Below are 13687 nucleotides of genomic sequence, written 5' to 3'. Positions count from 1 at the left end.
AGGGCGATAGCAGTGCCCAAGGTCAGTGATGACCGCCTTGCCGCGCGTCGTCGGGAAATTCTCGACGGCGCGCGGCATTGCTTCGCCGAGTACGGCTACGACGGAGCAACGGTCAAACGCATCGAGGAGTCGACAGGACTCTCTCGCGGTGCGATCTTTCATCATTTCCGCGACAAGGAGGCGCTCTTCCTCGCCCTCGCGCGAGAAGACGCCGAGCGTATGGCCGACGTCGCGGCAGAGCAGGGTCTCGTTCAGGTCATGCGCGACATGCTCGCGCGCCCACAGGATTTCGATTGGTTGGGCACGCGGCTGGAAATCGCGCGGAAGCTCCGCACCGATCCGACGTTCCGGTCGGCCTGGCTGGAACGCTCGGCTGAGCTCGAGAAGGCCACTCTCGATCGACTCGAACGCGGCCGTGAGACCGGCCGACTGCGAGACGACGTCCCCACCGACGTTCTGCTCGACTACCTCGACCTCGTCCTCGACGGGCTGATCACGCGATTGGCATCGGGACGACCTACCGACGACCTGTCGGCCGTCCTCGACCTCGTGGAGGCGTCGGTGCGCTCGCGCGCCACGGCGGAGTCATGAGGTAGGCATCTGCCATTGTGGCAATCTCGGCCCACCGAACTATCGCTCGGTCTACGATCTCGCATGAGATGCCGATCACACTCGGCATCGTTCGCACCCCGCGTCATCGAGGAGATCGTCGTGTTCCCAGGAACCATCGCCGCAAGCACCCCTGACAAAGCCGCCGTCGTCGACGCCGCGACCGGAACCACCCTGACGTACCGCGAACTCGATGACAACTCCGCGCGGTTGGCGAACCATCTCGACGAACTCGGCCTACGCCCGGGCGACACCATCGCGATGGTGTCGCGCAACAACCTTCACATGTTCGAGGTGTATTGGGCAGCGCTGCGCAGTGGGCTCTACGTCACCGCGATCAATCACCACCTGACCGCTGACGAAACCAGCTACATCCTCACCGATAGCGCGGCGAAGGTACTGTTCGCCGATGCCGCTGTGGCAGAAGCGGTCTCGACGAGCGGCACCATCGAAGCACTTGCCGAGCCAGGTCATCGCATCGCCTGGGGTGGGGTTATCAACGGCTTCGATGACTACGACGACGTGCTTGCAGCAGCACCGGACACACCGCGCACCGACGAACCCCGAGGGACCGACATGCTCTATTCGTCGGGAACCACGGGACGCCCCAAGGGGATTCGCACACCACTACCGGACGGGTTGGTCGCGGAGATCCCCGATGCGTACACCGCAGTCTTCGGCCCGCTGTACGGATTCGACGCCGAGAGCGTCTACCTATCCCCTGCGCCGCTGTATCACGCTGCGCCACTGCGCTTTTGCGGCGTCACCAATTCTGTCGGGGGCACGGTGGTGTTCATGGACCACTCCGAGCCGGAGGAAGCGCTGAGACTCGTCGAGGAGTATCGCGCGACGCACAGCCAATGGGTGCCGACGATGTTCATCCGGATGCTCAAGCTGCCCACGGATATTCGCGACAAGTACGACGTGTCGAGCCTGAAGGTGGCGATCCACGCCGCAGCTCCGTGCCCCGCCGAGGTCAAGCGCGCAATGATCGAATGGTGGGGTCCGGTGATCCACGAATACTACGCATCGACCGAAGCCGCGGGCGCGACGTTCATCGGCCCCGAGGACGCGTTGACACATCCCGGTTCCGTCGGGCGAGCAGGTATGGGCGTGATCAGAATCTGCGACGACGCCGGCGACGAGGTGCCCGTCGGCGATGTCGGCCTCGTGTACTTCGAGCGCGAGACGCCTGCGTTCGAGTATCACAACGACCCGGGAAAGACAGCGTCGGCTTATCACCCACAGCACCCGACCTGGGCCACGACAGGCGACATGGGCTACGTCGACGACGAGGGATTTCTGTATCTCACCGACCGCAAGGCGTTCATGATCATCTCCGGTGGCGTCAACATCTATCCGCAAGAGGCGGAGAACGTTCTCATCAACCACCCGGCCGTCTACGACGTCGCAGTGATCGGTGTACCCGACGAGGATCTCGGCGAGGTCGCCAAGGCGCTCGTGCAACTCGATCCGGCCTACGAGGCCTCACAGGCGCTTGCCGACGACCTGCTCGACTTCGCGGGCGAATCGCTTGCACGGTACAAGGTTCCACGCTCGGTCGATTTCGTTGCAGATCTACCTCGCACACCCACGGGCAAGCTGGTGAAGGGTGAACTCACCAAGCGGTATGCGGCGTCGAGGTGAGCAGTGCTCACCGTCGAATACGTGAATGACACCGGGTAACGCGTCGATAACGGTTCTTCACGTGTGCTAACAATCCCCCTCCCGATTCGGACTCATCAGACATCGGGGGTCACACAGTGATCCGAACCGGGTCGGGGAGAACACGAGTCCGCTCATGCGTACCGTCACGTATTTCCGTTCATTCTCGAGTACGGTCGCCGTCGTCGCGGCGTGCCTGTCTCTCGGGGTGGGTGGTGCCCACGCCGACGTCGGCACGTCCGCGCCGTCGGTAACCACCCCATCCACCACAGCACCGACGACAACAACGCCGCCGACGACACCGCCAACAACAACACCGCCGACGACCACCCCACCTTCGTCCTCAACACCCCCGAGTACACCCGCGAGCACCGAAACCTCCGCGCCCACAAGCCCTGTCGCTTACGGGTCCGTGACGATCAACGCTGTGCTCGACGGCGCCCACGACGGGGTCAACGGTGTGTCGGTGCGTCTGGTCGCGGTCAATCCGTACGTCACGACCCTGCCCGCGACCGTGCAGTCCCCGACCGGGACGGTGAGTGTTCTTGTGCTGCAGGTGCCTGCGGGACTGACGCTCGTCGGGCCGTCGTCGTTCGATATCGCGCTCGAGCGCGGTCGGGACACGATCTACACGATTCACCTCACCGCAACGGGAACGTCGGGTCCGGGAACCGTGGCTCCCGGCCGTGATCCGGGCGCACGCACTCCGCTGAGCTCGATTCCCTCAGGGCCAGTCGACCGGCCCTGAGCCACACGTTCTCAGGCCGTACGACACATGAATGATTTCCGCCCTCCGCGGGCCCCTCGCGATAACGAATCGATTGGCCTACCCGACTTCACGGGTGTCGGGGCCGTCCACCCCACCGAAAGGCTCACTCCCATGTCGAATCGATCACCCAAGCACCACACCAGGTTCCGCACTCCGCGGACACGCACCGCAGCCCTCGCAACGGGGATGCTTCTCAGCCTTGCGATGGCTCCCGCGGTCGGCTGGGCGGATACCCCGTCAACGTCGTCGACCACCGTGGCACCCGCCACGACCGCTGACCAGCCGACGACGCAGGCGCCCCCAACCACGACACCCGCCACCACCGATCCGTCACTCCCGAGTTCGTCGGCACCGAGCACCTCCGCGCCCGGGCCGTCGACGACCGTCGAAGCGCCGACATCGACAACCCCGAGTTCTCCGACCATTCCTCCGGAGTCCGGGACCGCACATCTCTATGTCACATCGTTCATCCCATATCCCGGCGGGATCACGCCGGTGCAGGGCGCTCGGGTACGTCTCACCAACAACGAAACCGGCGCGGTGACGATGGTGACCGCCCCCGCCGATCTGACCCTGAACGTGGGAACCTACAGCTACGAGACGATCAGCTGGCCCGACGGGTTGAGGCTGATTTCGGGAAGCGGCACAGTCGAACTCGGACTGCTCGGCAACCACATCCAGATTTCCTTCGCACGCATCGACGACGGCGGAGATCGCACCGGAACCCTGCAGGTGGTCAAGGCCGACAGAGTCACCGGCGCCAAGCTGCCGGGGGCGAGCTTCATCGTGTCCACATGCTCCGGAGACGTGCTGGGGTGGGAAACCACCGGCGAAGGCGGCGTGGTCAACCGTGAGGTGGCACCGGGCTGCTACCGCGTCAAGGAGACGGCGGCACCGAAAGGCTATGTGTCCGAGGGCCGCTCGTACTCCGTCGACGTGTCCACCGACAAGGTGTCGACGGTGACGGTCTACAACACCCCCGTCGACCACGTGACCGACCGCAATCCGTCGGGCAGGACATCGCTGTCGTCGATTCCGTCGGGACCGGTGGATCGACCATGAAGACCACGCCGATACGCACACTGTTCTGCCTGCTGACTCTGAGTCTGACGCTTCTCGTCGGCTGCTCGACACGCACGAGCGAATCGTCCGTGGCAACACCGTCTGCGCAGACCCAGCTACCCGCACCCGTTGCCGCACGCACCGACGAGCCGGCCGCACCGAAAAGTATTGAGGTCGGCGGTGATTCCGCTGTCACCGATGCGGTTGCGACGGATACGACCGGTGCGCTCCTGCCGCCACAGGACGTCCATCGTCTCGGCTGGTGGGTCGATTCGGCGTTACCCGGATCGGGCAAGGGCACAATCGTCGTGACCGGGCACGTCGACGAGGCCTCGCAGGGGCGTGGCTTCGCCGCCCGGTTCAGTTCTCTCGCACCGGGAACCGATGTCGCGGTCACCACAGCGAAGGGTGAGACCGTCCACTACCGGGTGCGTAACGTCCAGAAGGCCGATAAGGAGAAGGGCTTTCCCGCAGAGGAACTCAACCGCCTCGACGGTCCGGAAACCCTCGCCCTCGTCACGTGTGGCGGGGCGTTCGTCGGTCCCCCGCTCGGTTACGCCGACAACATCATCGCGTGGGCGACGCGAGCATGAACGGCCGATTCGTCCGTGTGACAACGACTCTCACGGTTGTCGGCGCAATGGCGCTCGCCGGAATCGTCGGAGCGTCGGCGGCCGCCTCGGCCACACCCGGTTCGGGAACGTTCACCGTGACGACGCGAGACCAGCAACCGAGTCGATCCATCGGAACCGGCGTCGAACGCAACGGCGGATTCGACGACGGGTCTGGCCAACTGCGGATCGCAGTGCGCGACCGCATCGACGGCCACCCGCTGCCGGGCGCGCGGTTCGCGATCACGACGTGCGCCGGGCAATCCCGTGGGTCAGGTGTCACCGATGCACAGGGACTGCTGATTCGTTCGCTGCCGACGGGCTGCTACCGCGCTCGCGAGGTAGCAGCTCCCAGCGGATACATCGCGAACGAGGCGTCGGGAACGATGCACGTCGAGTCCAATGCCACCGACCATCACGAGATTCTGGCCACTCCCGTCGGTCACGTCAGCACGCGGGACGTCGGCAAGCGCGTGCAGTTGTCGGGCATCGTGGCTGGACCGACGGAGCGGCCCTGATGCTGCCGAGGCCTCGCCTACTTGATCACCCACTGATCCGTCGGTGTGCCGGCGGGCAGCGTGTAGCGGCCCGCCCCGGCCAGGTAGTCGTCGAGGAACACCGATCGGCCACCCGCGGTTGGTGGCCACCTGTGGGCATCGATGGGCAGAGACAACGTTCCACCGGTCACCGTGACCGTCGCACTGCTGCCCGACGGCAGATAGAGCTCGGAGTTGGTGTTCACGATGCGGATGCCGAGTCGGTGCCCGGGCGCCAACACCCAGTCGTTGGGGAGCAACCGGAATGTCGTCGTCGCGGCGCCGCGTTCGAGAACCGATGCGGCACGGGTGATCCGAGTCGCCTGCCCGGATGGGGGGAGATCGTAGAGGTCGACAACCAGATGCGCGCCCGCCTGAGCAGTCGTTGTGCGCACCGACACCTGCGGCGCACCCGAGATGCGGACGGCCCTGCTGACCGGCGCGCTGACCCGCCACAGTCCCCGGTTGCGATCGAGTCCCGACGGCGCCGAGATCGCTGAAGCCTGGGTTCCGTATGAGCCGACTGCTGTGACGCCGTCACGATAGCTTCCGGTCGGAAGTGCGACCGTCTGCGTGGACGTCTGCATCGGCCACGACGGCTGCGCACGCCACGACCCGGTGTTGTCCTCCACGACGATGGACGGATCGCTTGCGACGTCAGTGCCCTTGAGATACCTGTCGTACCAGCGCATCACCTCGGCGAACCATCCGGGTCGCCCCATCGCCAGTCGCCCGTCGGCGGCGGTCTCGTTGCCGCGCACGTGGTCCCACATGCCCAGCCACGCCCTCGTCGGAGCCTTGCGCCCGGCGATCGTCTCGTACAACCCGTCGGGCCACGTGTTGTTCTCGATCAGGCCCTGGGTGAGAAACAGCGGCACCGGCGAGTCGTGGGCGGCCTCGGCGAAGCCCCGCTCCCGCCAGTACGACGAGTTGTGATCCGAATCGGCCATCTGCGCTGATGCGTTGCGCGACAAGCACTCCGGATGCTGGAGCTCATACAGCGAGGACTTCATGTAGCGCGCGTCGTCGCCGAACGGCACCCCCGACGCCGAGGCAATCTGGTCGTACCAGATCCCCATGTAGAGCGAGTTCAGGTAGCGCACACCGTTTTGATACAGGTAGCGATAGCCGTCGTACATCGGCTCTTGCGCGACCACCGCACGCAGCCCCTTCGGGGCCAGTGCCGTTCCCATAATCCCGGTGTTGCCATCGTAGGACTTGCCGTACATGCCCACAGCGCCGGTCGACCACGGCTGACTCGCTGCCCACTCCACCGCTGCGCGCACGTCGGCCTGCTCACCCGGCCCGTCATAATCCAGGCATCCCGTACTCCCTCCGAATCCTCGGAGGTCGACCATCACGTAGGTATACCCCTTGCGCATGAGGTCACCCTGGGTGACCAGATCGGAGAATCTGTCGTTCGGCTGTGCGGGCGGAAGGGGCTTATAGGTGAATCCGTCAAGCGCACCGGCGACGCCACCGGAGCCCGAATGATTGAAATACGGACTGACACTGAGGATTACGGGCGTCTTCGCGCTTGCGGACAGGTGCGCGGGCCGCAAGATGTCGGCGTGAAGGACGGTGCCGTCCTTCTCGGGGATGTAGGCCTGCGACCAATGCGCCCCCGGCGCCCAGGCGACATTCTCGGACTGCATTGGGGCCGCCTGGGCGGCTCCGGTCGGCACCACGAACCCTGCGGACACAGTCAGCGCGGCGATCGCCGCGACGAGCCACGAACGGCGACGATGCGCCGCCGTCACCGGACCTCCCCGAACCGTGCAGCGAGGAAAAGGATGAGCGATCGCAAAGGTTGCCGCACGGACGCAGTACTCCTAGGTGAGGTGGATGCCGGGCGCTCACATGAATGATTCGTGACGCTCAGACAAACCTCGCACGGCTAATGAAGATTGGCAGTGCGTCCACGCCGCTTGGGCAGCGATTCACCTCACAGCAGAGATGGGAGCGCAATCACGACGAGCAAGAGGAAGTGATCTGCGCGTCACGCGAGCTCGATGAGCTCCTGGTACTCGTCGCTCCAGTGGTCTTCGGTGCCGTCGGGCAGCAGAATCACGCGTTGCGGATCGAGCGCCGCCGCGGCACCGGGGTCGTGAGTAACGAGGACCACGGCGCCGGTGTAGCTGCGCAGGGCGTCGAGCACCTGCTCGCGCGAGATCGGGTCGAGGTTGTTGGTCGGCTCGTCGAGCAGCAGCACGTTGGCCGCCGACGACACGAGTCCTGCCAGCGACAGTCGCGTCTTCTCGCCACCGGACAGCGTGCCTGCGGGTTGGTCGAGCTGAGGTCCGGTGAACATGAAGGCACCGAGCAGGCTACGAAGATCCTGTTCGCCTGCGTCGGGCGCGGCGTGCCGAATGTTCTCCCACACCGTCGCCATGTCGTCGAGGGTGTCGTGCTCCTGCGCGAAGTAGCCGATCTTGAGTCCGTAGCCAGGCTCCAGCGAACCCGTATCCGACGCCTCGACACCGGCGAGCACCTTGAGCAGGGTGGTCTTACCCGCACCGTTGAGTCCGAGCACGACCACACGACTGCCCTTGTCGATCGCGAGGTCGACGCCGGTGAAGATCTCGAGCGAGCCGTAGGACTTGCTCAGTCCCGACGCCATCAGCGGAGTCTTGCCACACGCCGCAGGCTCCGGGAAGCGAATCCGGGCGGTGCGGTCGGCCACCTGCTCCTCGTCGAGGGAATCGATCATCCGATCGGCACGCTTGAGCATCTGTTGTGCCGCAGTGGCTTTCGTGGCCTTGGCGCCGAGCTTTGCAGCCTGTGCGCGCAGCGCGGACGCCTTCTTCTCCGCATTGGCGCGCTCACGCTTACGACGCTGCTCGTCGGTTGCGCGTGCGTCGAGGTAGCGCTTCCAGCCCATGTTGTAGACGTCGGCCTCGCCGCGGACGGCGTCGAGGAACCACACCTTGTTGACCACGTCGGCCAGCAGGTCGACGTCGTGGCTGATCACCACGAGTCCACCCTCGTGGTTCTGCAGGAAGCTGCGCAGCCAGGTGATCGAGTCGGCGTCGAGGTGGTTGGTCGGCTCGTCGAGGAGCAGCGTCGTCGCAGATTTGCCCGAACCGTCGGAGGCTGCGAACAGGATGCGGGCGAGCTCGATGCGACGGCGCTGTCCGCCCGAGAGCGTGCGCAGCGGCTGGCCGAGTACGCGATCGGGCAATCCGAGGCTGTTACAGATGCGCGCGGCCTCGGACTCGGCGACGTAGCCGCCGAGGTCGGAGAAGCGCTCTTCCAGACGCCCGTAGCGTGCGACAGCCTTGTCGCGCACCTTGTCGTCGGCGGCCTCGGCCATCAACGCCTGCTGCTTCTCCATCTGATGCATGATGTCGTCGAGGCCACGCGCCGACAGCACTCGATCGCGGGCGACGACGTCGAGGTCGCCTTCTTTGGGGTCCTGCGGCAGATAGCCGAGATCGCCGGTCCTGGTCACCGTCCCGGCGTAGGGTTCGGTCTCGCCCGCGAGAATGCGCAGCGAGGTCGTCTTACCTGCACCATTGCGGCCGACGAGGCCGATCCGGTCGCCGGGTTGAATACGCAGAGCTGAGCCGGGCGCCGACAGCAGGGTCCGAGCGCCCGCTCGAACTTCCAGGTCGGTCGCGGTGATCACGACGGTCCAGTCTACTGTGCGCCGGCCCGTGGTTTTTCCTCCCCGGGCGGCCGCGACTTCCTCACGTCGCTCGATACGGTGGCAGGGTGACCGAACGCACAGCTGAACCCACCGGAATGTTGCCGACACCCGATCTCACCGGGCGATCCGCACTCGTCACCGGCGCGAGCCGCGGCATTGGATTGGCCATCGCCACCGAACTCGCCCGTCGAGGCGCCACGGTGGTCATCACCGGCCGTAAACCCGAACCGCTGCAGCAGGCAGCCGAGTCGATCCGGACTGCGGTTGACGGGGCGAAGGTCGACATCTGTCCCGGCAACACCGGCGACGCCGCTCATCGGGCCGACGCCGTTGCGACCGTGGTGCGGCTCGGGGGCGGAATCGACATACTGGTCAACAACACGGGAATCAACCCGACGTATGGGCCGCTCGTCGACGCCGATCTCGACGCGGTACGCAAGATCTTCGACACGAACGTGGTCGCCGCCCTCGGGTTCGTGCAGGAGGCCTATCGGGCGGGCATGGCCGAATCAGGAGGAGCTGTGCTCAACATCGCCTCGGTCGCCGGAATCCGCTCCACCGGGGTCATCGCCGCCTACGGCGCGTCGAAAGCCGCGTTGATCCGCCTGACCGCGGAGCTCGCGTGGGAACTCGGACCCAAGCAGATCCGCGTCAACGCGATCGCGCCTGCCATCGTCAAGACGAAGTTCGCCGACGCACTCATCGCGGGCGACAACGAAGAGCGCGCGATTGCCGGCTATCCGCTGCGGCGACTCGGTAACCCGGAAGACATCGCGCAGGCTGCCGCCTTCCTCGTCAGCGACAACGCGTCGTGGATCACCGGTCAGACCTTGCAGGTCGACGGCGGACTGTTGGCCACCGGATCGATGTGACCGTGTCCCGTTCGGCGGTGGTCGTGGGTGGCGGTCCGGCGGGCAGAGGCCTGGCCCATCGCCTGCGCCACCACGGGGTGGATACCACTCTCGTCGATCCCCACCCGGACAGGGCGTGGCACGCCACCTATGCGGCATGGACCGACGAACTGCCGAACTGGTTGAGCGACAACGCCATAGCAGCGCAGACCGACGCCGTGCAGGTGTCTGCGCGGACCCGTCACCACATCGCGCGCGGATACACAGTTCTCGACAATGTCGCTCTCGCAACCGAATTGGACCTCGGCGGGATATCTCTCGTGACATCGGCAGCGACGTCGGTGTCCGCTGATCGGGTGGTGTGCGCTGACGGCTCGGTCGTGCAGGCCGATCAGATCATCGACTGTCGCGGTGCGCTGCCGCATGACGCCCCGTACCAAACCGCGTTCGGAATCGTCGTCGACGCGAAGGACGCGGCGGCGGTACTCGACGGCGCCGACACGCTACTGATGGAGTGGGCGAGTCCCCGCCGACTCGGTGCCGCAGGCTCACCACTTCCGTCGTTTCTCTACGCCGTGCCGCTCGCTGATGGGACTGTGCTGCTCGAAGAGACCTGTCTCGCAGGGCATCCCGCGCTGTCGATCCCAGAGCTCGAACATCGTCTCCGGGTGCGGTTGGGCGACCATGAGCCGACCGCGCTCCGCACCGAGGTGGTGAACTTCCCGCTCGTCGGCGCGTCGACGACGCCGTGGAGAGACTCGGTTTTCCGGTTCGGCGCGGCGGGCGGGATGAAGAATCCGACGACGGGCTACAGCGTCGCCACCTCGCTGGCCTGTGCCGACGACGTCGCGACCGCGATTGCGGACGGCGCCGACCCCGCAGCGGCCCTGTGGCCGACGTCGGCACGTTCGGTGCACGAACTCCGAATCCGCGGTCTGTCGGCGCTGCTGGATCTCTCGGCCGAGCAGACCCTCGACTTCTTCGACGCCTTCTTCACCATGCCGATCGACGCCCAACGCAGTTACCTCAGCGAGCGTGACAACCTCCCGGGCACACTCGAGGCGATGGGCCGCGTGGTGAAGGGCGTCGGTATGCGAACCGGGATGGCCATCGCGCGCGGTGCGGCGACCGGCCACAGCTGGTCCGACGTCTGAGCTGTCAGTCGAGCGGTGCCGTCAGGTACTGCTGAATCGTCGCTCCGACGCTGTTCACCAGGACCTGCGCGGGAATGTCTGTGGTCAGTGGAAGCTCGAGAACCTTGCGGCTCAACGCCAAACCGAGGACCTGACCGGCAATCAAACCCGTGCGTGTCGGCGCCTCGTCCTCATCGGAAACCACGGCAGTAACCATGGGCAGCATATGCGCCTCGACGATCTCCACCACCCGATCCCGCGCCACCGGGTCCGTCATTGCACTGCGGAGCAACACGCTGAGCAGATCGCTCGAAGCACCGTCGTCCCAGATGCGCAGGAAGTGTTCGACAACTGCTCGACCGCGTTGCTCTTCGGGCAACACCGATAGGTCCGGGACCTCGACGTCGACGGTGGTCGCGGCGGTGAACAGGCCCCGCTTGTCGCCGAAATAACGAATCACCATGGACGGGTCTATGTCTGCATCCTGCGCGATGGCCCGCACGGTGGCACCGGCAAATCCGCTGCGCGCGAAGTGTTCTTGTGCCGAGGCGAGAATCGCGGCACGGGAGCGCTGCGCTCGCTCCTTCTTGGTCGGCCGCTCCCTGTTGGTCGCCGTCGGGGGTTGCATGATCCCCAGTCTAGCGAGTTATGATCAACACGTGTTGGCCAACAGGTGTTGACCAGCTCTCGCACAGATCCTCACACCATCAAGGAGAAGGTCATGTTGCCCGAGAACATCGACGTGCTGATCGTGGGCGGAGGCCCGACCGGACTTGTCGCCTCGACAGTCCTGACACGCGCGGGACGCGACGTACTCACCCTCGACGAACAACCCGAAGGGCACAACGCCTCCCGGGCCGCGGCCATTCAGGCACGGACAATGGAGATCCTGCAGGAGCTCGGCGTCGCCGACACTCTCGTGGACGAGGGCGTCGTGGTCCCCTACTTCACGTTCCGCAACCGCGAGAAGCTGCTCAACGGACTGCGATTCGCCGATCTCGACACGCGGTATCCGCACGTGACCACGATCCAGCAGTGGCGGACCGAAGAAGTACTCACCGAGAACCTGCACCGACTCGGTGGTCACATCACCCGCGGATACAGGGTCACCGGACTCGACGAGACAGCGTCCGGCATCGACGTCCATGTCGATGGACCTGACGGCCTCGAGACCGTACGAGCCCGGTTCGTCGTCGGAGCCGACGGCACGCATTCGGTGGTCCGCGAATCGGCTGGCATCGAGTTCGTCGGAGGCGACTATCCACAGTCTTTCGTACTCGCCGACGCCGAGTTCGACGAGTGGCCGCTGCGCTTCGACGAGGTGCAGAACTTCTTCTCCCCCAACGGAATCGTCGTGAGTGGTCCTTTGCCCGAGGGCCGCCGTAGGGTGCTGTTCACGTGGCCGGAGGAGGTCGACGACGTCGACGTTGCCCTCGTGCAGAACGTGCTCGACACTCGCGGTCCACGGGGAGCGAGAGTCTCGCGCATCGCTTGGGGATCCCAATTCCACGTTCATCACCGCATCGCCGAGCACTTCCGGAAGGGCCACATCTTCCTCGCGGGTGACGCCGCACATGTGCACAGCCCTGCCGGCGGACAGGGCATGAACCTCGGCATCCAGGATGCCTACGAACTCGGCCTGGTGCTCGCGGCAGCGCTCTCGCCCACTCCCACAGTGCATCTCGACACGTACGAACACCGGAGGCGTCCGATCGCTGCGTCGACCGTGCTGCTGACCAACCTGATGACGACCGCATCGGTTGCCGAGAATCCGGTGGCGATGAAGATCCGAGACCTCGCCATGAATGCGATCGGGCATCTGCCACCCGCCCGAAAGCAGATGGCGTTGCACATGGCAGAGCTCGTGGCGTGATCATGGCGACGACACTCACCGGACTGCACCACCTCAAGTTCCCGGTCACCAACCTCGAGCTGAGTATCGACTGGTACACAAGGGTTTTCGACGCCACCCACATCACGAGATTCGACCATTACGATAGGACCGGTCATCGCTACGCCGTCGTGATCTCGATTCCCGGTATCGCGGAACTAATCGAACTGCGACTTGATCCCGCTGCGGCGCAGGGAATCGCGGGCTTCGATCCGGTCACCTTCGGCGTGGTCGACAATGCCGCGCTGCAGCAATGGATCGAACACCTCGACCGACTCGGAGTGCCGCACAGCCCACCGATCACCGGCTACATCGGGCAGGTCGTTCGCCTCTCCACACCGGATGGCATGACGATTCAGATCTACACGGATCCGGCAGACGGATTCGAGTCGGCCATGTTCGACCGCTCCATCATCGTGCAGCCGGTCGCCGGGCACCGAATCACCGACTCCCCCGCCTGAGCGACCGCCACTGCTCGACGATCTCGTCAACGTCGACGACGTGGGCAGTGACGACCGACGGCAGCCCCGCCCGCGTGGTCAGATGTGCTTCGCGCACACGGCGATTGAAGTCGGCCAGGATCTCGCGCACTGCTGATTCGTCGGCGATGTCGGCCAGGGAATCGGGAAAGCCTTGCGCCTCCTTGCGGAGTTGCAGCGAAGCGGGCAGCAGGGCCGTCGAATCGAGTCCTTCGTCGCGGATCTTGCGCTTGACCCACCAGTCGGGGTCGTCGGTATCGGAGAGGTCGAGCGGCTTGCCCATGCCCGGCAGGTTGTCGAACTCGCCGCGCTCGGTGGCCTCGCGGATCATCTTCTCCACGCGCGTTTCGTACGTGGGCGGCTTCCAGCGGCGGACACGACGAAACCGTCCTTCGGGTTCGTCCATATGTCCAGTCACCGTGTCCCCGCGTC

General features: G+C 65.4%; 14 protein-coding genes. 10 read left to right on the top strand and 4 right to left on the bottom strand.

What is annotated here, in order from left to right:
- Positions 1 to 12 precede the first annotated feature (12 nt).
- The 6 genes from A5785_RS02635 to A5785_RS02605 all read left to right on the top strand — a co-directional run bounded on the left by A5785_RS02635 (position 13) and on the right by A5785_RS02605 (position 5234).
- Positions 13 to 591 carry a TetR/AcrR family transcriptional regulator gene (locus A5785_RS02635; protein ID WP_005202820.1) on the top strand — a complete coding sequence of 193 codons (579 nt, stop codon included), beginning with the start codon at positions 13 to 15 and terminating at the stop codon, positions 589 to 591.
- 120 nt (positions 592 to 711) lie between these two features.
- Positions 712 to 2256, top strand: a complete 1545-nt coding sequence (locus A5785_RS02630) for an acyl-CoA synthetase (protein WP_064862631.1) — start codon at positions 712 to 714, stop codon at positions 2254 to 2256.
- Between the two features lie 430 nt (positions 2257 to 2686).
- On the top strand, positions 2687 to 3022 hold the full coding sequence (locus tag A5785_RS02620) for a hypothetical protein (protein WP_039854492.1): 336 nt from the start codon (positions 2687 to 2689) through the stop codon (positions 3020 to 3022).
- A 132-nt stretch (positions 3023 to 3154) separates the two neighbouring features.
- Positions 3155 to 4105, top strand: a complete 951-nt coding sequence (locus tag A5785_RS23600) for an MSCRAMM family protein (RefSeq protein ID WP_231895411.1) — start codon at positions 3155 to 3157, stop codon at positions 4103 to 4105.
- Positions 4102 to 4698 carry a class F sortase gene (locus tag A5785_RS02610; RefSeq protein ID WP_082946517.1) on the top strand — a complete coding sequence of 199 codons (597 nt, stop codon included), beginning with the start codon at positions 4102 to 4104 and terminating at the stop codon, positions 4696 to 4698. Before A5785_RS23600 ends, A5785_RS02610 begins: the two co-directional genes overlap by 4 nt.
- The gene (locus tag A5785_RS02605) at positions 4680 to 5234 is read left to right on the top strand and encodes an MSCRAMM family protein (protein WP_231894581.1); all 555 of its coding nucleotides are present in this window, start codon (positions 4680 to 4682) and stop codon (positions 5232 to 5234) included. The genes A5785_RS02610 and A5785_RS02605 overlap by 19 nt, the downstream gene beginning before the upstream one ends.
- Before the next feature lie 17 nt (positions 5235 to 5251).
- Here A5785_RS02605 and A5785_RS02600 read toward each other — a convergent pair whose 3' ends face one another.
- Positions 5252 to 7012 carry a CocE/NonD family hydrolase gene (locus A5785_RS02600; protein WP_005202806.1) on the bottom strand — a complete coding sequence of 587 codons (1761 nt, stop codon included), beginning with the start codon at positions 7010 to 7012 and terminating at the stop codon, positions 5252 to 5254.
- A gap of 239 nt (positions 7013 to 7251) precedes the next feature.
- Positions 7252 to 8880: an ABC-F family ATP-binding cassette domain-containing protein gene (locus A5785_RS02595; RefSeq protein ID WP_005202799.1), complete on the bottom strand. Its 1629-nt coding sequence runs from the start codon at positions 8878 to 8880 to the stop codon at positions 7252 to 7254.
- Between the two features lie 116 nt (positions 8881 to 8996).
- Here A5785_RS02595 and A5785_RS02590 point away from each other — a divergent pair, with 116 nt between their 5' ends.
- Entirely contained in the window at positions 8997 to 9773 is a 777-nt protein-coding gene (locus A5785_RS02590; protein WP_064864469.1) for an SDR family oxidoreductase, read from the top strand.
- On the top strand, positions 9770 to 10906 hold the full coding sequence (locus A5785_RS02585; protein ID WP_141630785.1) for a lycopene cyclase family protein: 1137 nt from the start codon (positions 9770 to 9772) through the stop codon (positions 10904 to 10906). The genes A5785_RS02590 and A5785_RS02585 overlap by 4 nt, the downstream gene beginning before the upstream one ends.
- Before the next feature lie 4 nt (positions 10907 to 10910).
- On the opposite strand, the gene A5785_RS02580 is transcribed toward A5785_RS02585, so the two are convergent.
- Positions 10911 to 11513 carry a TetR/AcrR family transcriptional regulator gene (locus A5785_RS02580; protein WP_005202793.1) on the bottom strand — a complete coding sequence of 201 codons (603 nt, stop codon included), beginning with the start codon at positions 11511 to 11513 and terminating at the stop codon, positions 10911 to 10913.
- 93 nt (positions 11514 to 11606) lie between these two features.
- On the opposite strand from A5785_RS02580, the gene A5785_RS02575 reads away from it, so the two are divergent.
- Both A5785_RS02575 and A5785_RS02570 read left to right on the top strand, forming a co-directional pair.
- Positions 11607 to 12758 (top strand): FAD-dependent monooxygenase, encoded by a 1152-nt coding sequence (locus A5785_RS02575; protein ID WP_005202792.1) that lies wholly within the window; start codon positions 11607 to 11609, stop codon positions 12756 to 12758.
- A gap of 2 nt (positions 12759 to 12760) precedes the next feature.
- Complete coding sequence (locus A5785_RS02570; protein ID WP_039854566.1) at positions 12761 to 13237, top strand: VOC family protein; 477 nt, start codon at positions 12761 to 12763, stop codon at positions 13235 to 13237.
- Here A5785_RS02570 and A5785_RS02565 read toward each other — a convergent pair.
- Complete coding sequence (locus tag A5785_RS02565) at positions 13218 to 13586, bottom strand: J-domain-containing protein (RefSeq protein WP_005202788.1); 369 nt, start codon at positions 13584 to 13586, stop codon at positions 13218 to 13220. The two genes, A5785_RS02570 and A5785_RS02565, sit on opposite strands and share 20 nt — an antisense overlap.
- Positions 13587 to 13687 lie beyond the last annotated feature (101 nt).

The organism is Gordonia sp. 852002-50395_SCH5434458 (assembly GCF_001665905.1).
Classification (GTDB): domain Bacteria; phylum Actinomycetota; class Actinomycetes; order Mycobacteriales; family Mycobacteriaceae; genus Gordonia; species Gordonia jacobaea.
This window is presented reverse-complemented; position numbering and strand designations above follow the sequence as displayed.